We start from the raw sequence: 18621 nt of genomic DNA, 5'->3' as shown, positions 1-18621 counted from the left end.
CGTTATAGCGCCTTCACGCTGCCCTGATACACCACCGGCCCGGAAGGTCCGGATAGCGGCGAGCCGCCCGACGGTTCCAGACTTATGGCCAGCACGGTCTGATTATCCAGCGCGTCGGAAGACAGCCTGAAGCTGTTGCCGTCGCGTTGGGTGATGAGCCCGAGTGAACGCGGCGGGGCGCTGCCTTTGATCATCCAGAGTTGCAGGCTTTTATCACGCGGCAGGGTGACGTTCAGCGCCGAGACCTGAAGCAGGGATGCTGACTTATCCAGCATTACCACAAATTGTTGATCCGAGGGCTTACCGCTAAGAATCGCAATAGTCTGTAGCGCATGCGGCGTGTCGGGTTTGATAACCTGGGTGAAAATCACCACGCCGCCCATTGCCGCGGCGAGCGCCCACCCGAGCCAGAACAGAGGCCGTCTCCCAGCCGGTGGCGCGGTGGAGGACTGCGGTAGACTGCGCTCAATGTGTTGCCAGAGCGTTGGCGAAGGCGCAACGTCGCGGGTCGTGACGTCGATACCGCTAAACGCTTTTTGCCAGCGTTGGACCTCGGCGGCGAATTCGGGGTCTTCATTTAAGCGCTTAGTTAACTGCCGCCGCGTCATCGGGTCGGTTAAACCCAACACATAGGTGGCAGCACAGAGCGGCTCTTTTTCTTCCATACTCATAGGCCAATACACTCCCTGAGATGCGTCAGCGCGCGGCGTATCCAGCTTTTAACGGTGCCTTCCGGCTGGTTCATTGACAGGGCAATTTCGGTTTGTGACAGACCACGATAGTAGGCTAACGCAATGCTTTGGCGCTGTTCGGCGGGTAAATGATCCAGGCAATGATGCAGACGACGAGCTTCCTGATGGATATCTTCGGCAGGGAGCGGCGCTTGAAAACTGTCTTCGGCTTCGCTTATTTCGTCAACCGAGCAGCAGCGGTGTTCGTGCTTGCGTAAATAGTCTATGGCACGGTTTCGGGCGATATGGCTGAGCCAGATTTGTGGTTCGCTGCGTTGCTCGTCGTAATAGATGGCCGATTGCCAGATTTGAATAAAGGTATCGTGCAGAATCTCTTCGGCCCAATCCCGACGCCTGACCATGCGCAGAATAATACCCAGCAACTTAGGGGAGAGCAGATGATAAAGCTGCGCCAGGGCATCTTTATCGCCGCAGGCTATTTGGTTCATTAATCCAGCATGAATATGAGGCGCATTGGCTGTCATCGGATTCCCTTTAAGGTGCAGCCACACCAGGAGTGGCTGCACACAGTATAGGCAATGTTTTACGGCATCAGCACCGTATCAATAACGTCTATGACACCGTTGCTCTGATTAACGTCGTAGGTGGTGATATTCGCGATATTGCCGCGAACGTCTTTAATCTGAATATTGTGCGGCCCGTTTGCCATTATCCACAGCGATTCACCGTTAACGGTTTTCAGCTCTGCTTTACCCCCACCGGCTTTGATTTTTTTCTCCAGCGCTTTCATATCCAGTTTCCCGGATACCACATGATAGGTGAGCACGCTGGTGAGTTTTTGTTTGTTCTCCGGTTTCAGCAGTGAATCTACCGTTCCTGGAGGCAGTTTTTCAAAAGCGGTATTGGTCGGGGCGAAAACGGTGAATGGGCCGCTACCCTCGAGCGTAGGGACCAGCCCAGCCGCTTTCACCGCCGCGACAAGCGTAGTGTGATCTTTGGAATTGATGGCATTCTGGACAATATTTTTTGATGGATACATTGCTGCACCGCCCACCATAACGGTGTTGTTGTCCATCATTGCGGCCTGGGCAGCACCGCTTACGATCAGGGTAGAAAAGAGCATCGTTTTTAGAAATTGTTTCATTTTCACTTCCCTCATTGGTTGTTTTAGGAAGGGTTTATGTACCCTCATCTACTAATACGAATGAAGAAAGAAAACGGATGCACACAATGTGATTTATTTTTTCAGGCGGGCGACATTGGGCCGGTTTCGATATTTATTCTCCCACGGCATCCCATAGCCAACCAGCAGACAGTCACTTTCCATTTCATAGGCGTAGTACTGCTTCACCGGGATTGCTACGCGGCCTGGCTTCACAAAAAGTACGGCAACTGATACAGAGGCGGGGTGATAGTTTTCTGCGAGGTGCGCGACCAGGCGTTTCATCGTGCCGCCGGATTCAATCGCGTCGTCAATAACGATGACGTGGCGGTTGGTGATATCAATATTCTGGTGATAGACGATGGTTGAGTCGTTATGCCGTTCGCCAGGGGTATGGGGGCATGAAATGTAGTCCATGCTGATATCAAAATCTAACTGTCGGGTCAGGTCTGCGGTGAACAGTATTCCGCCTGGAACGACGGTTATCACGACCGCATCGCTGAAATCCCGGTTTAGCTGTGCGGCGACCTGACGCACGCCGGAGGCAATGGCGGCTTCGTTGAGGATGATGTCGCCAATAGGTTGATTGCTCATTTGAACTCCTGACCTGCTATGTTGAACGGCGTGAGATTGAAATCCATCATGACCGAGCATGATCTTCATCGGTAAAGTAAATGGTCAGCCGACTGAAATGACCTGGTTGTGTAAGATCCCAGCGATAATATCGCGAGCCTCGCGCGTTTCGGGTAACTCGCGATGCTGGCCGCAGTGATATTGCGAGAGCCAGTAGGTCAGCATCCCCAGAATCAGGCGAATGGCGCGCCCCGATGCCGGTACGATATCCGAGACCACGCGGGTCAGGCAGTCAGTGATCGCGGGTTGAACGGCAATCTGCTGTTCACCGGCATGCCGCATCAGTTCCGCATACAGAGGTTTCAGGCTGCCGCGCCGCGCTTCGTAGTAGTAACGGATAAACACCTCTTCCGTCCCGTTGATATCCTGGGCGATAAACCAGGCATAGGTTCGCTGTTCAAGCTGCTGCAGATAAGCGCTGAGACCCTGAGGTAAGGTGATGTGCACGCGATGCTCCTGGTTATCGGGAAGGGTTTATCCGGCTAAGATTTTCAGCACGGCCTGATAGATGGCGCCACTATGATGTATTGTGATAGATTGTGCAATATATTGCTCGTTTATTGGAGGTTGCTTTGATTGATTATGATGCTTTACCTGACCAGCGTCAGGCGTTTATTCATCAGCTATTGATGACCACTGGTCGGGTGATTGGCGCTGATGTTGCGCGGCAGCTTGGCGTCTCGGAGCACACTATCCGCCGCGATCTACAGGAACTCGCCAGAAAGGGAGTATGCAAGAAGGTTTACGGTGGGGCGGTTAGCCAGCTTATTGCGTCAAGTTCGCTGGCTACGCGCATTGAGCAGAACGTCAGCGAAAAGTCGCAGGTGGCTAAGAAATGTGCCGAGCTGTTAAAGCCTGAATCCTGCATCTTCATGGATTCCGGTTCGACCTACCTGGCAATGGCGGCGTTTATTCCTGAGGACCTTGAGCTGACGATTGTCACTAACTGCCCGCAGATAGCCGCGGCGTTAGGGGCCAGAACGAACGGAGAACTTATTCTTCTCGGCGGGAAGGTGAATCCAAAAACCGGCAGTACGCTCAGTTCGGATACGGTCAATCTGGTACGCGAAATGGTCTTTGATCAGGCGTTTATCGGCGTGTGCGGGATGGATCTACAGGCGGGTTTGAGCGCCGTGTACTATGAAGATGCGTGCTTTAAGAAAGAGGTTATCGCGCAGAGTAATGAGGTCATTATCGCCGTTACGGCAGAAAAAATATCTCAGGTGGCGCGCTACAAAGTGGTGCCCTGCGACGAGATTGATGTGATGGTGGTCAGCCCTGAAACCCTGACCGCAGATTTCGACAACAGCACTATTCGTATTGAAAAAGCGGAGTAGCGCAGCGCGTAGTGGGGAGGTCAAAATATCTTCCCACGTCATGACGCGAGATGGTTGCGTGATGAATCAGCGTGATAAGGGGTAACAGCAGGAAAATTCGGAGATAAAACAGAATGGTGCGTCTGAATGGACTCGAACCATCGACCCCCACCATGTCAAGGTGGTGCTCTAACCAACTGAGCTACAGACGCATAATGGTGCGTTTAATTGGACTCGAACCAACGACCCCCACCATGTCAAGGTGGTGCTCTAACCAACTGAGCTATAAACGCATTAATGGTGCGTCTGAATGGACTCGAACCATCGACCCCCACCATGTCAAGGTGGTGCTCTAACCAACTGAGCTACAGACGCATTGTTGCTTGCGGCAACGGGGACGAATATTAGCGGCAGCGGCGGTCGGTGGCAAGCGGAAAATGTGTGATTTCACCCGACTGGAGAACTTTTACCCATATTGCGGGTGTTTTAGCGCGCTTAGCGAAAATCCGTTGATCTCGCTGCATTTTATTTATCCAACCGTCGGATCGATACGACGGAAAATCAGGATGGTCTGTGTGGTTGAGAAATGAATTGTTATATTATAACATCTCGTTTTTCTCGTATCATATAAGGATAAATAATCATGAAACTTCTGGGTAAAGTGACGCTGGCTGTCGGTGCGCTGGTGATGGGCGGTCAGGCATTCGCTCATGGCCATCACGATCACGGGCAGCCGTTAACCGCGGTGGAGCAAAAGGCCGCCGAAGGCGTGTTCAAAGACAGCGATGTCAAAGACCGTGAACTTAAAGACTGGGAAGGCGTGTGGGAGTCGGTGAACGGTCTGCTGTTGTCCGGTGACCTGGACCCGGTGTTCCAGAAGAAAGCGGATAAGGATAAGCGTAAAACGTTCGCCCAGATTAAAGAGTATTACCGTGCAGGCTATGCCACCGATGTGAATATGATTGGTATCGAAAACGGTACGATGGAGTTCCACGTGGGTGACAAGGTGAGTGCCTGCCAGTACCGTTACGCGGGGCACAAGATTCTGACCTATACCTCCGGTAAGAAGGGCGTGCGCTATTTGTTTGAATGTCAGGACGCGAAGAGCGAGGCACCGAAGTTCGTGCAGTTCAGTGACCATATTATTGGCCCGCGCAAGTCCAGCCATTTCCATATCTTTATGGGGAATCAGTCTCAGGAAGCGTTGCTGGCAGAAATGGATAACTGGCCGACCTATTATCCGTTCCAGTTAACGAAACAGCAGGTGGTTGACGAGATGCTGCACCACTAAGTGATATCGCCGGGCTACATTCAAATGTAGCCCGGTCAAGCGACGCGCCGCCGGGAAACGTTAGCGCGCGGCGCGCTGAAGAATAACCACGTCAGGCTGGCGTTGCAGGAAGCGCATTCTCAGCATCATCAGCACCGCGGCCGACGTCAGACCAATAATAAAGCCCCACCAGAAGCCGGCCGGGCCCATGCGCGGTACCACGATATCGGTCAGCGCCAGCACATAGCCGCACGGCAGCCCCAGAACCCAATACGCAATAAAGGTAATAAAGAAGATCGACCGCGTATCTTTATAACCACGCAGAATACCACTACCGATAACCTGCACCGAGTCAGAAATCTGGTACAGCGCTGCCAGCAGCATCAACTGCGCGGCAAGCGTCACCACTTCCGGGTTGTCGTTGTACAGCAGCGCGATATGCGTGCGCATCAATGTAGTGAAAATCGCCGTGCACATTGCCATACATACACCAACGCCGAGCCCGGTGCGCGCGGAAACCTGCGCATCCGGCGTAGAGCCTTGCCCAAGACGGAAGCCGACGCGGATGGTCACCGCCGCCGCCAGCGACATTGGCAGTACGAACATCAGCGAGCTGAAGTTGAGGGCAATCTGGTGGCCGGCCACGTCGACGATTCCCAGCGGCGAGACAAGCAGCGCCACCACGGCGAACAGGGTCACTTCAAAGAACAGCGCCAGCGCAATGGGCAGCCCCAAAGAGACCAGTCGTTTCAGGATGGCCGTATCCGGGCGGGCAAAGCGTTCTTTATTACGGATGTCGCGCATCGAGCCCGCATGGCGAACGTAGTAGAACATGCTGAAGAACATCACCCAGTAGACGGATGCGGTAGCGACACCGCAGCCAACGCCGCCAAGTTCCGGCATGCCAAAGTGACCGTAAATAAAGATGTAGTTCACGGGAATATTCACCAGCAGACCAATAAAGCCCATCACCATACCGGGCTTGGTTTTGGCGAGGCCTTCACACTGGTTACGCGCAACCTGGAAAAAGAGGTAGCCCGGAGCCCCCCATAGCAGGGCTCGCAGATAGCCTACCGCTTTATCTGCCAGCGCGGGGTCAATGTTATGCATGGAGCGGATGATGTATCCCGCGTTCCACAGCACGACCATAATTAACACGGAGACAAGCCCCGCCAGCCAGAATCCCTGGCGTACCTGCTGCGCAATGCGGTCGCGACGACCGGAACCGTTGAGCTGGGCAATCACCGGAGTGAGGGCCAGCAGTAAGCCGTGACCAAAGAGGATGGCTGGCAACCAGATAGAGGTCCCGATGGCGACGGCAGCCATGTCGGTAGCGCTGTAGCCGCCTGCCATGACCGTATCGACAAAGCCCATCGAGGTTTGGGCAACCTGCGCGAGGATAACCGGGATAGCCAGCGCTAATAACTGCCGCGCTTCACTAAAGTACTTCTGCACGTGAACACCTGTATTGTTGTTATTTATTCTCGCCGTACGCCGGGTACGGGAGACAGAAAAGCCGCCTTAACCGGCAGCAAGAAGAATAAATAGAGGATTTGCTCCATCATTGTAGCGAGGATTTGCTTTTAATCTAGTCAAAAAATAAGAGGAGGGCCGGGGAAGGTAGCAACCTGTTTTATCAACTGCTATTGTGCGTAGCAGACGAATCGGTAGACGTACCGTAATGATTATCAACAGGAGTTAACTGCATGTTCACTGGTATTGTGCAGGGCACGGCAAAAATCGTGTCCATTGATGAGAAACCGAACTTCCGTACCCACGTTGTGGCGCTGCCGGAACACATGCTGGCGGGTCTTGAGACGGGCGCATCGGTTTCGCACAACGGCTGCTGCTTAACGGTGACGGAAATTAACGGCGACCAGATAAGTTTTGATCTGATGAAAGAGACGCTGCGCATCACTAACCTTGGCGATGTGAAAGAGGGCGACCTCGTGAACGTTGAGCGCGCGGCGAAATTCAGCGATGAAATTGGCGGTCATTTAATGTCCGGTCATATTATGACCACGGCGGAAGTGTCAAAAATCCTGACCTCCGAAAACAATAAGCAGATCTGGTTTAAAATTCAGGATCCGACGCTGATGAAGTATGTCCTGTATAAGGGCTTTATCGGTATTGACGGCATCAGCCTGACGGTCGGTGAAGTGACGGCGACGCGTTTCTGCGTCCACCTGATCCCGGAAACGCTGGAGCGCACGACGCTTGGCAAAAAACGCCTGGGCGATCGCGTCAACATTGAAATCGATCCGCAAACGCAGGCGGTAGTCGATACCGTTGAGCGCGTGATGGCGGCAAAAGAAGCGGCGGCGCAGCAGGCTGACGCGGAGTAGGCATAAAAAAGGCCCGGGGCGGTGTGCTCCGGGCCTTGTTCGTTTTCATCGGGCGACGCGCAAACCGTGCTCTACGCCGCGTGAGAACATTACCTGCCAAAGCTGTATATCTCGGGCACGGAACGCACCCGCGCAGGCGTTGAGATAGTAGCTAAACATGCGTTTGAATCGTTCAGAATAGTTGTCTGCGATTTCCGGCCAGCATTCGAGGAAGCGCTCATGCCATGCCATCAACGTCGTATCGTAGTCAGCGCCAAAGTTGTGCCAGTCTTCCATCACAAAGTGAGGTTCGCTGGCGTGCGCAATCTGGCGTACTGAGGGTAAACAGCCATTCGGAAAGATGTATTTGTCTATCCAGGGATCGACATTATTGTCCGTTGTTTTCGAGCCAATGGTGTGCAGCAAAAACAGGCCGTCGGGCTTAAGATTTCTGTCGACGACGGTGAAATAGGTATCGTAGTTTTTCGGACCAACGTGCTCGAACATCCCGACGGAAACAATGCGGTCAAACTGATCGTGAAGGTCGCGATAATCCTGTAGCAGTATTTCGACATCCAGCCCTTCACAGCGCGCCTGCGCCATTTTTTGCTGTTCCGCTGAAATCGTCACGCCCTTAACGCTCACGCCGTAATTTCTGGCCATAAATTCCGCCAGACCGCCCCAGCCGCAGCCGATATCCAGGACTTTCATGCCGGGTTGGAGTTGTAATTTCTGACAGATAAGGTTCAGTTTGGCTTCCTGAGCCTGTTCCAGCGTCTGCGCATCTTTCCAGTAGCCGCAGGAATACTGCATAAACGGGTCAAGCATACGGCTAAAGAGATCGTTGCCGAGGTCGTAGTGTTCTTTACCGACCTGCCAGGCGCGCTTACGACTTTGTAGGTTAAACAGACGGGCGCCGACAATGCGAAGCGTGTCTTTAATATTGTGAGGGAGTTGCGTTTCTAATCCGGCGCGCAGTACCTTGTCGAAAAAGATATCCAGACGATCGCATTCCCACCAACCGTCCATATAACTTTCGCCAAGACCCAGCGAACCTTCTTGTAAAACACGTTTAAACAAACGCGGATTTTTGACTTGAATATCGCAGGAAGCATTGCCGTTAATTTCAATGCCTGCTCGGCTTAGCAGCTCGCTAACGATACGATACCAGTCGTCATCCGGTACATTTACTTCTTCTATACACGATGAGCTCATAGCTTCTCCATCCCGACCTGATGATCAGAACCTTAAAACAGCGTAGACGCTTTTTATGGGTTTGTGAGAAATCTCACGAAATTCGTGAGCCTGCTATCCGACGTAGCACAGAGGAAGGGAAGAATCCCTTGCCGAAAGCCAATCCATGGTTCAACGGGAAGCTATCCTGCTCCCGCTTAATAAGTTCAATCTATATTATTTATGTGATGCGGATCCAGTATAGGACGCTAAGTTTGTTGATTCAACTAAAAATCTTAGCGCCCTAATCATTTCCTGGGATATTGATATGAATGATGTTTAGGCGTGGGAAGTCGCGTGTTCTACATCGCGCTCAGCGCGGCGCGCGGCCAGCTGAATTTTGTAACCGACGCCAGCAAGCAGCACGGTGACTAGCATGACGCTGGTGGTGGTCAACAGCGGTGTTGCAATCAGCGTAGATACCGCCAGGCTTGCAAGGAAGCACAGCCCTAATTGCAGCGTGTTCTGCAGCGCGGCGGCGCGCCCCGTTGCCTGCGGGAACGGCTTCAGAGCCTGTGCGACGACGATTGGATAAATAGCGCCGTTCGCAATGGCCATCACGCAGAATGGAATCAGCAGGGCGGTCAGTGACGCATTTTCTGCCAGACCTACGGCCCAGGTGCCCACCACGCTCAGCGCGTATATAACCAAAAGCCATGGCAGCATTTGTGCCCCACGCCATTTTTGTAGCGCGGCGCGACAGCCGTAGCCGCCAATCAGGAAGGCGATGGTTTGCGGTACATAGCTCAGGCCAATTACCGTTGGGCTGTAGCCCATCTCATGGAGAATAAACGGCGAACCGGTAAGCCAGGCGAAGAAGCTTGCCGAACAGGCGGCGTAGATAAGCACGTTGCCGCGATAGTCTTTGCTGCGTAACAGACGCATAAAGGTGAGCTTATCTTCGCTCACCGCGTGCTTTTTGTGGGCCGGTTTCAGGCGGAATGCGGGCAGCATCAGAAGCAGCGTGATAATAAACAGCGTGGCGAAAATAGCCTGCCAGTCAAAGTGTGCCAGCAGCCAGCTACCCAGCAGCGGGGCGAGCGCCGGTGATAGCCCAACCAGCGGCATGATGGTGGCAAAAATACGGTTAGTACGCTGGGCCGGATAGTAATCGGTGACCATTGCCTGCCAGGTCACCGCGGCGGCACAGACACCAACGGCCTGTACAAAGCGCAGCACTAACAGCGTGGTGCCATCGCGCACCCACAGCATACCGATGCAGCCGACCGCAAAAATGGTTAACCCCGTCAACAGAATAGGCTTACGACCATAGCGATCCGACAGCGGTCCCCACAACAGTTGTGCGACGGCGAAGCCGGCCAGAAACAGGCTGAGGCTCGCACTAACGGCGGAGGCCGGCGTTTGCAGGTCTTCCTGAATGGCGGCAAAAGCCGGGAGATACATATCGGTGGCCAGAAATCCTAATACGCTCAATCCCGCGAGCCAGACTAAAAATCCTTTCCCAGGTTGCATAAACTTCGCCCTTTTTATCATGAGTAAACGATGCCGCTGAGTGTAGAGAGTGCATAACGGCTTGTGAAACGCTAATATTTGCGTCATGGATTCAAAATATTTGAAGGCAAAAAATGTGGTCTGAATATTCTCTGGAAGTGGTTGATGCAGTCGCGCGCAACGGCAGCTTTAGCGCCGCGGCGCAGGAATTACACCGCGTGCCTTCTGCGGTGAGCTACACGGTACGCCAGCTTGAGGAGTGGCTCGCCGTGCCGCTGTTTGAACGACGTCATCGCGACGTAGAACTCACCCCAGCGGGGGCGTGGTTTTTGAAGGAAGGACGATCTGTTATCAAAAAAATGCAGATCACCCGTCAGCAGTGCCAGCAAATCGCTAACGGCTGGCGCGGACAGTTGGCAATTGCTGTCGATAATATCGTGAAGCCTCAGCGTACTCGTCAGCTCATCGTCGATTTCTATCGGCATTTCAGCGATGTGGAACTGATTGTTTACCAGGAAGTATTCAACGGCGTCTGGGATGCGCTGGCTGACGGTCGTGTGGAGCTGGCGATTGGCGCCACCCAGGCGATTCCGGTCGGCGGTCGATTCGCGTTCCGCGATATGGGGATGCTCAACTGGCACTGTGTGGTTGCCAGCACGCATCCGTTGGCCCGGATGGACGGTCCGCTTAGCGACGACGTGTTGCGCAACTGGCCGTCGCTGGTGCGGGAAGATACGTCGCGATCTCTGCCGAAGCGTACGACCTGGCTGCTTGATAACCAGAAACGTGTGGTCGTACCGGATTGGGCCTCTGCGGAAACCTGTATCTCGGCCGGGCTTTGCGCGGCAATGGTGCCTGGACATCAGGCGCAGCCGTGGCTGGAAAGCGGAGAGTGGGTAGTGTTACAGCTTGAAAACCCGTTCCCGGATGCCGCCTGTTGTCTGACGTGGCAGCAAAGCGAAGCGTCGCCGGCCTTGAACTGGCTGCTGGAGTATCTGGGGGATAGCGAGACGTTAAATGAAGAGTGGTTACGGACACCCGAGTAGGGTGTCCGTGGGTAACGCTTAGCGGCGGTAGTCGCGGAACGGACCGTCGGCTACGGAGCGACGTTCGATGAGACGCGGATGCACCTCAATCGATTGCGACGTCTCGCGCTTGCTGACGATACGATCCATCAGCATATTGAAGGCCGTTTCGCCGAGTGAATCTTTCGGCTGATGAATAGTGGTCAGTGCTGGGGTGAAGAAACGAGAGTTGCGCACGTTGTCATAACCGATCAGCGAAATATCCTGCGGTACGCGTAGCCCCATTTCATCGGCCGCACACAGGGCACCCATCGCCATAATGTCGCCGCCGCAGAAGATAGCGGTAGGGCGCGGATGCTGTGACAGGATTTGTTGCATCGCGCGATAGCCTGACTCAGGCTCAAAGTCACCCTGCACAATCCAGTTGGCTGGCACGTTAATTTGCGCTTCTTCCATGGCCTTCATAAAGCCCGCCAGACGGCCAGCGCCGGTGTTACGCTCCAGAGGACCTGGGATCACGCCAATGTCGCGGTGCCCGCGCTCAATCAAGTAACGGCCCGCGGTGTAACCCCCTTCAAAGGCGTTATCGATAACGGAGTCGGTAAAGTCCGCTTTGGCTTCACCCCAGTCCATCACGACCATCGGGATGTGACGGTACTCTTCCAGCATCGTCAGCAGCGACTCTGGGTATTCAGAGCACATGACCAGCAGGCCATCAACGCGCTTTTGCGCCATCATTGACAGGTAGGCGCGCTGCTTTTCCAGGTTGTTCCAGGCGTTGCCCAAAATTAGGGTATAGCCTTTCTCAAAGCAGTTTTTCTCAACAGCTTCGATAATTTCGGCAAAGTAGGCCGCTTCGCTGCTGGTTGCCAATAAGCCAATCGATTTGGTGTGGTTGACCTTGAGACTACGGGCAACGGCGCTTGGCGAGTAGTGCAGCTCTTTAATAGCCGCCCAGACGGCTTCACGTGTCTCTTCAGCCACAAAACGCGTCTTGTTAATTACATGTGATACGGTTGTAGTGGAAACGTTTGCGCGCTTCGCTACATCTTTAATAGTTGCCATTCCATCTCACTCCAGACCCTGGCCTGCCCCTGATAAAATCGAAAGGAAAACGTTTGCCTTCACACACCCTGACGCAATTTTATGGATTGCGATTCGCCGGGAAAACGATACAGGACGACAGGAGGGGGTCAATGGCCGGTACGCTTATAAATAAGCGTCGAATTTTGACTTATCCTGGCGCAAAGTGGAAGAGCAAAAACCAACATCCTGCTAAAACTGTGAAGATTTTTGCGCAATACTGTGCAAAAATGAGTTAGCTCAGTTTTGCTGTGGAAATAAAAAGGAGAAAAAATTGATGAGTACCGAACTTAAGCTGTCGCTCTCTACCACCGTTATTACGCTGGCGCTGATTGTCGCCGCCGCGTTGACTGCTGTTCTGCACTAATTCCTCTGCGAGGGAGCGTCCGCTCCCTCCTGTTAGATTATTACCTGATTCGCAATAATCTTTTGCTGTTTTGCACACTTCTGTTTTTCTGTGATTGATGTCATGCTTTTGCATTATGTCCTTATGCCGCGTCTGTGGTGCGGCCAATCGGAGCTTAAGCATGAAAATTAACTTCCCCTTACTGGCGTTAGCCGTCGGTGCCTTTGGCATCGGCACCACCGAGTTCTCGCCGATGGGGCTTTTGCCGGTCATCGCTAAAGGGGTGGACGTCTCCATTCCTGCGGCTGGGATGCTGATCAGCGCCTATGCGGTCGGCGTGATGGTCGGTGCGCCGTTGATGACGCTGCTGCTTTCTCATCGTGCTCGTCGTAATGCGCTGATTTTTCTGATGGCGATTTTTACCCTCGGCAACGTGCTCTCTGCCATTGCGCCGGATTACACCACGCTGCTGTTGTCGCGCATTATTACCAGCCTTAATCATGGCGCATTCTTCGGTCTGGGCTCGGTGGTGGCGGCGAGTGTCGTGCCAAAACATAAACAGGCGAGCGCAGTAGCCACCATGTTTATGGGGCTGACTATCGCGAATATTGGTGGTGTGCCTGCCGCGACGTGGCTGGGCGAAACCATCGGCTGGCGCATGTCGTTCCTGGCGACCGCCGGGCTTGGCATTATCGCGATTCTGGGTCTGTGGTTCTCGCTGCCGAAGGGCGGGGCGGGCGAAAAACCGGACGTGAAACGCGAACTGTCGGTGCTGGTGCGTCCGCAGGTACTATCAGCGCTGTTAACCACCGTGCTGGGCGCGGGCGCGATGTTTACACTCTATACCTATATTTCTCCGGTGCTGCGTACCATCACTCACGCCACTCCGGGCTTTATTACCCTGATGCTGGTGCTGATTGGCGTAGGCTTCTCTATCGGTAACTACCTTGGCGGTAAATTCGCAGACCGCTCGGTGAGCGGGACGCTGAAAGGCTTCCTCGGCTTGCTGATGGTGATTATGCTGGCCATACCTTTCCTTGCGCAAACGCAGGTAGGTGCGGCGTTCAGCATGGTGGTCTGGGGTGCGGCAACCTTCGCGGTGGTGCCACCGCTGCAAATGCGCGTGATGCGCGTGGCTCACGAAGCACCAGGCCTTTCTTCCTCGGTGAATATCGGGGCGTTTAACCTGGGTAACGCACTGGGTGCGGTTGCGGGTGGGGCGGTTATCTCCGGCGGTCTGGGGTATAGTTTCGTGCCGGTAATGGGGGCGATAGTGGCGGCTCTGGCGTTACTGGTTGTTTTCCTCGGCGGACGTTCTCGCGGTGAAGAAGCCCTGGCCAGCCAGTAAAAACAAAAACGCAGAAGGTCTCCCTTCTGCGTGATACGAGATAACCCGGCGAAGCGTTGCGATGCCGGGTTATTTTTTTGCTTACGCTGCCAGATTCTTAGCGACGAATTCCCAGTTAACCAGAGCCCAGAAGTGCTCCAGATAGTTTGGACGCGCGTTGCGGTAATCGATGTAGTAAGCGTGTTCCCACACGTCAACGGTCAGCAGCGGCGTCGCGTCGGTGGTCAGCGGGGTCGCTGCGTTAGACGTAGAGACGATAGCCAGGGAGCCGTCGGCTTTCTTCACAAGCCAGGTCCAGCCAGCGCCGAAGTTTTTAACCGCGGCATCGGTGAACTGCGCTTTGAATTCAGCGAAGCTGCCGAAGGATTTGGTAATGGCTTCAGCGACTGCACCGGTTGGTTCGCCACCGGCGTTTGGTGCCAGGCAGTTCCAGTAGAAGGTGTGGTTCCAGACCTGCGCGGCGTTGTTGAACACGCCGCCTTCAGAAGAACGCACGATCTCTTCCAGCGTCTTGCCTTCAAACGCGGTGCCTTTGATCAGGTTGTTCAGGTTAGTGACATAGGTCTGGTGGTGTTTGCCATAGTGATACTCAAGCGTTTCCACGGAAATGTGTGGGACCAGAGCGTCTTTGGCATACGGTAATGCAGGTAATTCGAACGACATTGCTTCTCTCCTTATTATATTTGTACACTCAATAACCATGTACTGAGTAGGGATAGAGTAGCAAATTAAAAGGTGAGATAAAAGATAAGCTTACCCCGTTTATTAACAAACGGGGTAAGTGATTAACGAATTGTCTTAGGGGTGACAACGCGGCGGGCACCGACGTAGTGACGTACCCAATAATCTTCGCTCAGCGAGGTTATCTGGATGTCCTGGCCGGTACGCGGAGACTGAATAAATTTGCCGTTACCGACATACACGCCAACGTGATCGGCGGTACCGCGACCCTGAGTGCGGAAGAAAACCAGATCGCCACTTTCTAGCTCGCCACGTTCAACCGGACGCGCATCGCGCAGGTGATACATTTCGTTGGCGGTGCGTGGGATACGAATATTGACCAGATCTTTATAAGCGTAATAGACCAGACCGCTGCAATCGAAACCGGTACGCGGGGAGTTGCCACCCCAGCGGTAAGGCTTACCTAACTGCCCCATCAGCTTATTCATCGCGGTTTTCTGTACTTTCTGCACGCGAATTTTGTGCGCAGCGGCGATGGTCGTTGGTTTGGACTCTACAGGAGTGGTGGTGCAGACCTTCTTATGACCCTTGCGAACCTTGCAGGTCGTGGTGACGCTGGCGGTTTTGACTGCGCTGCTTTTCGCGCGGGTTTTAGCGGAGGCGGTTTTCGATTTGCTGGAGACTGGCGCTGCTTTTTTCGCTACGGCTGGGGTGGTTTTCTTTTTAGCGGCAACCGGAGTCGATTTTTTCTTAGCGTTAGATTTATTGTCCGCGTTCTTTTTCTTACGTTCACTGCTTTTTGCAGGAAGCGACTTTTGCGCCGTTGGGGTTTTGGCATGCCCTGTAGCATGCGCCAACGGCGTGAAGGATAACGATGTAAACAGCAATGCACAGAGCGTGAACGACCATTTTTTTATCTGCGCCACTGAACAACCCTCTGAGTAAGATACAGGCTAAATGTCCTTGCCTAGGTATGGTTTACAAAACCCAACGATTCTAATCCATAAAAACACGAAATGTTAATAGTGTTTTTATGGATAAAACGTTGTTTCGTTAGCAACTGCAAAAAAAAACATCATTTGATACATAATGAGTCAAATAATGAGCAAGCTTTTCACCCACCTGCCGATAAACTCATATTTATAAAGCAACTTACCGCGTCAGACGATAAAATAGTAAAGCGTGAACAAAATGTTATTTTCTGTTCAGGGTCTGAAACGTTACAATGTCAGACTACTGCCGTAAAAAGAAGTTTGAGGAAGCAAGACAATGAGCGAGACAATTGAAAAAATTCAGCGCCAGATCGCTGAAAACCCAATCCTGCTGTACATGAAAGGTTCCCCGAAACTGCCAAGCTGCGGTTTCTCAGCCCAGGCTGTTCAGGCGTTGTCCGCCTGCGGCGAGCGCTTTGCTTACGTCGACATCCTGCAGAACCCAGACATCCGCGCCGAGCTGCCAAAGTATGCAAACTGGCCGACTTTCCCACAGCTGTGGGTTGATGGTGAGCTGGTTGGCGGCTGCGACATCATTATCGAAATGTACCAGCGCGGCGAACTGCAGCCTCTGATTAAAGAGACCGCTGCTAAGTACGCTGAAGAGCCGAAAGCAGAATAATCGGTTCGCCCCAATACCGGGCACAAAAACAAAAAAGCGACCTGAAGGTCGCTTTTTTTTATACTGCTATTCTTCGGACGCTATCGGCAGCGGCCAGCCGCCCAGGCGCTTCCAACGGTTGACGATTTCGCAGAACAGAATCGCGGTCTGTTCGGTGTCGTACAGCGCCGAGTGGGCCTGACTGCTGTCGAAATCCATGCCTGCTGCGGCGCAGGCTTTTGACAGCACGGTTTGCCCCAGCGCCAGCCCGCTAAGTGCGGCGGTGTCGAAGGTTACAAAGGGGTGGAACGGGTTACGTTTAAGCGAAGCGCGTTCAGCGGCGGCCATCATAAAGCTATGGTCGAAGGTCGCGTTGTGCGCCACCATAATGGCGCGGTTACAGTCACTGTCTTTAATGCCTTTACGGACCATTTTAAAGATGGCGTGCAGGGCATCGTACTCGCTAACCGCGCCGCGCAGGGGATTGTTTGGGTCGATACCATTGAACGCCAGCGCTTCCGGCTCGAGGTTCGCGCCCTCAAAAGGTTCAACGTGGAAATGTAACGTGTTGTCCGGCATCAGCCAGCCTTGCTCATCCATTTTCAACGTAATTGCCGCTATTTCGAGCAGGGCATCCGTTTTGGCATTGAATCCAGCAGTTTCTACATCGATAACCACGGGATAAAACCCACGAAAACGGTCGCATAGACCATTAAGTTGCACATTGTCGGACATCAGAATCTCATCACTTAGAAAAAGTAGCGCGCATTATGGCAAATTTTGCCGCGGCTTGGAAAGGCGGGTAAAAAAACGGGCGCATTATGCGCCCGTGGAGGAGTTAGTTGCCGAGACCTTTGCCGGCATCTTTCTCTTCGATCAGTTCGATTTTATAGCCGTCCGGATCTTCAACAAACGCGATCACCGTGGTGCCGCCTTTTACCGGACCGGCTTCGCGAGTCACGTTGCCACCGTTCTGGCGGATACGGTCGCAGGCTTCTGCCGCGTTATCCACACTCAGGGCGATGTGGCCGTAGGCGGTGCCTAGCTCGTATTTATCTACGCCCCAGTTGTAGGTCAGCTCGATCACCGCTTCGTCACTTTCTTCGCCGTAGCCGACGAAAGCCAGAGAGTATTTATATTCGGTGTTTTCGCTGGTACGGAGCAGCTTCATGCCCAGCACTTTGGTGTAGAAATCAATGGAGCGTTGCAGGTCGCCGACGCGCAGCATGGTATGCAGTAAACGCATGTTATCCCTCGTCCTTACTTATGAATAATCTGGCTAGTATAGCGGCGGAAGCCCGCCGCTATCAATCAATGCGGGATTAAAGCGAAGGGTAGTCGGTGTAACCTTCCGCGCCGCCGCCATAGAAGCTTTCCGGGCGCTGCGGGTTCAGCTCGGCTTTATGCTTCAGACGAGCGACCAGATCCGGGTTAGCGATGTAGTCGCGACCAAAGGCCACGGCATCAATTAACCCTTTCTCAATTAGCGCTTCTGCTTTTTCTGGCGTATAGGCGCCCGCACCGATGATTGGGCCGTGGAAACGCGCGCGGACTTTTTCGCGGAACGCGTCGCTGTATGGCTGACCGCCAGCCCAGTCTGGCTCTGACATGTGCAGGTAGGCAATGCCGCGTTTGCCCAGCTCTTCAATTAAGTAGAGCGCATCGGCTTCTTCGTTCGGACCGTTGTCGACGTTCTGGAAGGTGCCAATTGGCGATACGCGGATACCGATACGGTCAGCACCCCATTCTTTAATCCCGGCATCAACTACTTCCAGCACCAGACGCGCGCGGTTTTCTACGCTGCCGCCGTACTGGTCGGTACGATGGTTAGAGGAAGGTGACAGGAACTGGTGCAGCAGGTAACCGTGCGCAGAGTGCAGTTCAACCAGGTCAAAACCGGCTTCACGGGCGTTGGCGATAGCCTGACGGAAATCGTTAACGATGCCTGGGATCTCTTCGGTTTCCAGCGCACGTGGCATAGAAGTATCGACACGAATCGCATGACCGTTCTCATCGCGCAGAGAGGTACGGGTATTGGCGCTCAGCGCTGAAGGCGCAACCGGTGCTTCACCGTTTGGCTGCAGGCTGGAGTGGGAGATACGCCCGGTGTGCCACAGCTGAACGGCGATTCGACCATCTTCAGCGTGAACGCCTGCGGTGATTTTCTGCCACGCGGCAATCTGCTCAGGGCTGTGAAGACCTGGGGCACCCTGGTAGCCTTTTGCCTGGGCAGAAACCTGAGTAGCTTCGGAGATGATCAAACCGGAGCTTGCGCGTTGACGATAGTATTCGGCCATCAGCGGGGTTGGAATGTCACCCGGTACGATGCTGCGCAGACGCGTCAGCGGGGCCATAAATACACGGTTAGGGGCAGTTACCGCACCCACTTTCAGTGGGGTAAACAGTTTTTCTTGCGACATGATGACTCCTGAGTAGACCGGTCGTCTAGTAATTAGCAAAATA

21 protein-coding genes and 3 tRNA genes are annotated in these 18621 nt (G+C 53.6%); 7 read left to right on the top strand and 17 right to left on the bottom strand.

Translation table 11 applies throughout. The annotated features are described in order from the left end of the window. Positions 1–2: 2 nt before the first annotated feature. The 5 genes from ACH1XZ_RS06225 to ACH1XZ_RS06205 form a co-directional block, all read right to left on the bottom strand. Entirely contained in the window at positions 3–671 is a 669-nt protein-coding gene (locus ACH1XZ_RS06225; RefSeq protein ID WP_395594820.1) for an anti-sigma factor, read from the bottom strand. Then, positions 668–1216, bottom strand: coding sequence for a sigma-70 family RNA polymerase sigma factor (locus ACH1XZ_RS06220; RefSeq protein WP_395594819.1), 549 nt, complete (start codon positions 1214–1216; stop codon positions 668–670). Before ACH1XZ_RS06220 ends, ACH1XZ_RS06225 begins: the two co-directional genes overlap by 4 nt. A gap of 59 nt (positions 1217–1275) precedes the next feature. Continuing rightward, on the bottom strand, positions 1276–1836 hold the full coding sequence (locus ACH1XZ_RS06215; protein ID WP_395594818.1) for a fasciclin domain-containing protein: 561 nt from the start codon (positions 1834–1836) through the stop codon (positions 1276–1278). Positions 1837–1929: 93 nt separating this feature from the next. After that, positions 1930–2448 carry a phosphoribosyltransferase gene (locus ACH1XZ_RS06210; protein ID WP_395594817.1) on the bottom strand — a complete coding sequence of 173 codons (519 nt, stop codon included), beginning with the start codon at positions 2446–2448 and terminating at the stop codon, positions 1930–1932. Between the two features lie 84 nt (positions 2449–2532). Then, positions 2533–2934 (bottom strand): hypothetical protein, encoded by a 402-nt coding sequence (locus ACH1XZ_RS06205; RefSeq protein WP_395594816.1) that lies wholly within the window; start codon positions 2932–2934, stop codon positions 2533–2535. A gap of 125 nt (positions 2935–3059) precedes the next feature. Between ACH1XZ_RS06205 and ACH1XZ_RS06200 the strand changes: the two genes are divergently transcribed. Next, entirely contained in the window at positions 3060–3824 is a 765-nt protein-coding gene (locus tag ACH1XZ_RS06200; RefSeq protein WP_395594815.1) for a DeoR/GlpR family DNA-binding transcription regulator, read from the top strand. A gap of 114 nt (positions 3825–3938) precedes the next feature. Here ACH1XZ_RS06200 and ACH1XZ_RS06195 read toward each other — a convergent pair. The 3 genes from ACH1XZ_RS06195 to ACH1XZ_RS06185 all read right to left on the bottom strand — a co-directional run bounded on the left by ACH1XZ_RS06195 (position 3939) and on the right by ACH1XZ_RS06185 (position 4178). Further along, positions 3939–4015 (bottom strand) — tRNA-Val (locus ACH1XZ_RS06195). 4 nt (positions 4016–4019) lie between these two features. Then, positions 4020–4096: transfer RNA gene (locus ACH1XZ_RS06190), tRNA-Val, on the bottom strand. A gap of 5 nt (positions 4097–4101) precedes the next feature. Beyond that, a tRNA-Val gene (locus ACH1XZ_RS06185) sits at positions 4102–4178 on the bottom strand. A gap of 268 nt (positions 4179–4446) precedes the next feature. On the opposite strand from ACH1XZ_RS06185, the gene zinT reads away from it, so the two are divergent. Continuing rightward, positions 4447–5094, top strand: coding sequence for a metal-binding protein ZinT (zinT, locus tag ACH1XZ_RS06180; RefSeq protein ID WP_395594814.1), 648 nt, complete (start codon positions 4447–4449; stop codon positions 5092–5094). 60 nt (positions 5095–5154) lie between these two features. On the opposite strand, the gene mdtK is transcribed toward zinT, so the two are convergent. Then, a complete protein-coding gene (gene mdtK / locus ACH1XZ_RS06175) occupies positions 5155–6528 on the bottom strand; it encodes an MdtK family multidrug efflux MATE transporter (RefSeq protein ID WP_395594813.1) in 1374 nt (457 codons plus the stop codon). A 251-nt stretch (positions 6529–6779) separates the two neighbouring features. On the opposite strand from mdtK, the gene ACH1XZ_RS06170 reads away from it, so the two are divergent. Beyond that, complete coding sequence (locus tag ACH1XZ_RS06170) at positions 6780–7418, top strand: riboflavin synthase subunit alpha (RefSeq protein WP_395594812.1); 639 nt, start codon at positions 6780–6782, stop codon at positions 7416–7418. 45 nt (positions 7419–7463) lie between these two features. Here the strand turns inward: ACH1XZ_RS06170 and cfa are convergent, their stop codons facing one another. Continuing rightward, positions 7464–8612: a cyclopropane fatty acyl phospholipid synthase gene (gene cfa, locus ACH1XZ_RS06165; RefSeq protein WP_395594811.1), complete on the bottom strand. Its 1149-nt coding sequence runs from the start codon at positions 8610–8612 to the stop codon at positions 7464–7466. Between the two features lie 297 nt (positions 8613–8909). Then, positions 8910–10103 (bottom strand): purine nucleoside transporter PunC, encoded by a 1194-nt coding sequence (gene punC, locus ACH1XZ_RS06160; protein WP_395594810.1) that lies wholly within the window; start codon positions 10101–10103, stop codon positions 8910–8912. Between the two features lie 113 nt (positions 10104–10216). Between punC and punR the strand changes: the two genes are divergently transcribed. Beyond that, entirely contained in the window at positions 10217–11128 is a 912-nt protein-coding gene (gene punR / locus ACH1XZ_RS06155) for a DNA-binding transcriptional activator PunR (protein ID WP_123650429.1), read from the top strand. An 18-nt stretch (positions 11129–11146) separates the two neighbouring features. On the opposite strand, the gene purR is transcribed toward punR, so the two are convergent. Beyond that, entirely contained in the window at positions 11147–12172 is a 1026-nt protein-coding gene (gene purR, locus ACH1XZ_RS06150) for an HTH-type transcriptional repressor PurR (RefSeq protein WP_395594809.1), read from the bottom strand. A gap of 295 nt (positions 12173–12467) precedes the next feature. Here purR and cydH point away from each other — a divergent pair, with 295 nt between their 5' ends. Continuing rightward, a complete protein-coding gene (cydH, locus tag ACH1XZ_RS06145) occupies positions 12468–12557 on the top strand; it encodes a cytochrome bd-I oxidase subunit CydH (RefSeq protein WP_115074450.1) in 90 nt (29 codons plus the stop codon). 160 nt (positions 12558–12717) lie between these two features. Beyond that, the gene (locus ACH1XZ_RS06140) at positions 12718–13884 is read left to right on the top strand and encodes an MFS transporter (RefSeq protein WP_395594808.1); all 1167 of its coding nucleotides are present in this window, start codon (positions 12718–12720) and stop codon (positions 13882–13884) included. 81 nt (positions 13885–13965) lie between these two features. Here the strand turns inward: ACH1XZ_RS06140 and sodB are convergent, their stop codons facing one another. Both sodB and ACH1XZ_RS06130 read right to left on the bottom strand, forming a co-directional pair. Next, positions 13966–14547 (bottom strand): superoxide dismutase [Fe], encoded by a 582-nt coding sequence (gene sodB, locus ACH1XZ_RS06135; RefSeq protein WP_035896301.1) that lies wholly within the window; start codon positions 14545–14547, stop codon positions 13966–13968. A 122-nt stretch (positions 14548–14669) separates the two neighbouring features. Next, positions 14670–15491 carry a C40 family peptidase gene (locus ACH1XZ_RS06130; protein ID WP_395594807.1) on the bottom strand — a complete coding sequence of 274 codons (822 nt, stop codon included), beginning with the start codon at positions 15489–15491 and terminating at the stop codon, positions 14670–14672. Positions 15492–15834: 343 nt separating this feature from the next. Here ACH1XZ_RS06130 and ACH1XZ_RS06125 point away from each other — a divergent pair, with 343 nt between their 5' ends. Next, positions 15835–16179, top strand: a complete 345-nt coding sequence (locus tag ACH1XZ_RS06125) for a Grx4 family monothiol glutaredoxin (RefSeq protein WP_035896299.1) — start codon at positions 15835–15837, stop codon at positions 16177–16179. Positions 16180–16245: 66 nt separating this feature from the next. Here the strand turns inward: ACH1XZ_RS06125 and rnt are convergent, their stop codons facing one another. The 3 genes from rnt to nemA form a co-directional block, all read right to left on the bottom strand. Then, positions 16246–16893, bottom strand: coding sequence for a ribonuclease T (rnt, locus tag ACH1XZ_RS06120; protein ID WP_395594806.1), 648 nt, complete (start codon positions 16891–16893; stop codon positions 16246–16248). Positions 16894–16996: 103 nt separating this feature from the next. Then, on the bottom strand, positions 16997–17404 hold the full coding sequence (gene gloA, locus ACH1XZ_RS06115; RefSeq protein WP_333496474.1) for a lactoylglutathione lyase: 408 nt from the start codon (positions 17402–17404) through the stop codon (positions 16997–16999). A gap of 76 nt (positions 17405–17480) precedes the next feature. After that, positions 17481–18578, bottom strand: coding sequence for an alkene reductase (gene nemA, locus ACH1XZ_RS06110; protein WP_395594805.1), 1098 nt, complete (start codon positions 18576–18578; stop codon positions 17481–17483). Positions 18579–18621 lie beyond the last annotated feature (43 nt).

Source organism: Kluyvera chengduensis (assembly GCF_044197065.1).
Classification (GTDB): Bacteria; Pseudomonadota; Gammaproteobacteria; order Enterobacterales; family Enterobacteriaceae; genus Kluyvera; species Kluyvera ascorbata_C.
This window is presented reverse-complemented; position numbering and strand designations above follow the sequence as displayed.

Bases quoted from the DNA above. Each gene is read 5' to 3' on its own strand.
- ACH1XZ_RS06225 (WP_395594820.1), bottom strand. From the start codon at position 671: ATGAGTATGGAAGAAAAAGAGCCGCTCTGTGCTGCCACCTATGTGTTG.
- ACH1XZ_RS06220 (WP_395594819.1), bottom strand. From the start codon at position 1,216: ATGACAGCCAATGCGCCTCATATTCATGCTGGATTAATGAACCAAATA.
- ACH1XZ_RS06215 (WP_395594818.1), bottom strand. From the start codon at position 1,836: ATGAAACAATTTCTAAAAACGATGCTCTTTTCTACCCTGATCGTAAGC.
- ACH1XZ_RS06210 (WP_395594817.1), bottom strand. From the start codon at position 2,448: ATGAGCAATCAACCTATTGGCGACATCATCCTCAACGAAGCCGCCATT.
- zinT (WP_395594814.1), top strand. From the start codon at position 4,447: ATGAAACTTCTGGGTAAAGTGACGCTGGCTGTCGGTGCGCTGGTGATG.
- ACH1XZ_RS06170 (WP_395594812.1), top strand. From the start codon at position 6,780: ATGTTCACTGGTATTGTGCAGGGCACGGCAAAAATCGTGTCCATTGAT.
- cfa (WP_395594811.1), bottom strand. From the start codon at position 8,612: ATGAGCTCATCGTGTATAGAAGAAGTAAATGTACCGGATGACGACTGG.
- punC (WP_395594810.1), bottom strand. From the start codon at position 10,103: ATGCAACCTGGGAAAGGATTTTTAGTCTGGCTCGCGGGATTGAGCGTA.
- punR (WP_123650429.1), top strand. From the start codon at position 10,217: ATGTGGTCTGAATATTCTCTGGAAGTGGTTGATGCAGTCGCGCGCAAC.
- purR (WP_395594809.1), bottom strand. From the start codon at position 12,172: ATGGCAACTATTAAAGATGTAGCGAAGCGCGCAAACGTTTCCACTACA.
- cydH (WP_115074450.1), top strand. From the start codon at position 12,468: ATGAGTACCGAACTTAAGCTGTCGCTCTCTACCACCGTTATTACGCTG.
- ACH1XZ_RS06140 (WP_395594808.1), top strand. From the start codon at position 12,718: ATGAAAATTAACTTCCCCTTACTGGCGTTAGCCGTCGGTGCCTTTGGC.
- sodB (WP_035896301.1), bottom strand. From the start codon at position 14,547: ATGTCGTTCGAATTACCTGCATTACCGTATGCCAAAGACGCTCTGGTC.
- ACH1XZ_RS06125 (WP_035896299.1), top strand. From the start codon at position 15,835: ATGAGCGAGACAATTGAAAAAATTCAGCGCCAGATCGCTGAAAACCCA.
- rnt (WP_395594806.1), bottom strand. From the start codon at position 16,893: ATGTCCGACAATGTGCAACTTAATGGTCTATGCGACCGTTTTCGTGGG.
- gloA (WP_333496474.1), bottom strand. From the start codon at position 17,404: ATGCGTTTACTGCATACCATGCTGCGCGTCGGCGACCTGCAACGCTCC.
- nemA (WP_395594805.1), bottom strand. From the start codon at position 18,578: ATGTCGCAAGAAAAACTGTTTACCCCACTGAAAGTGGGTGCGGTAACT.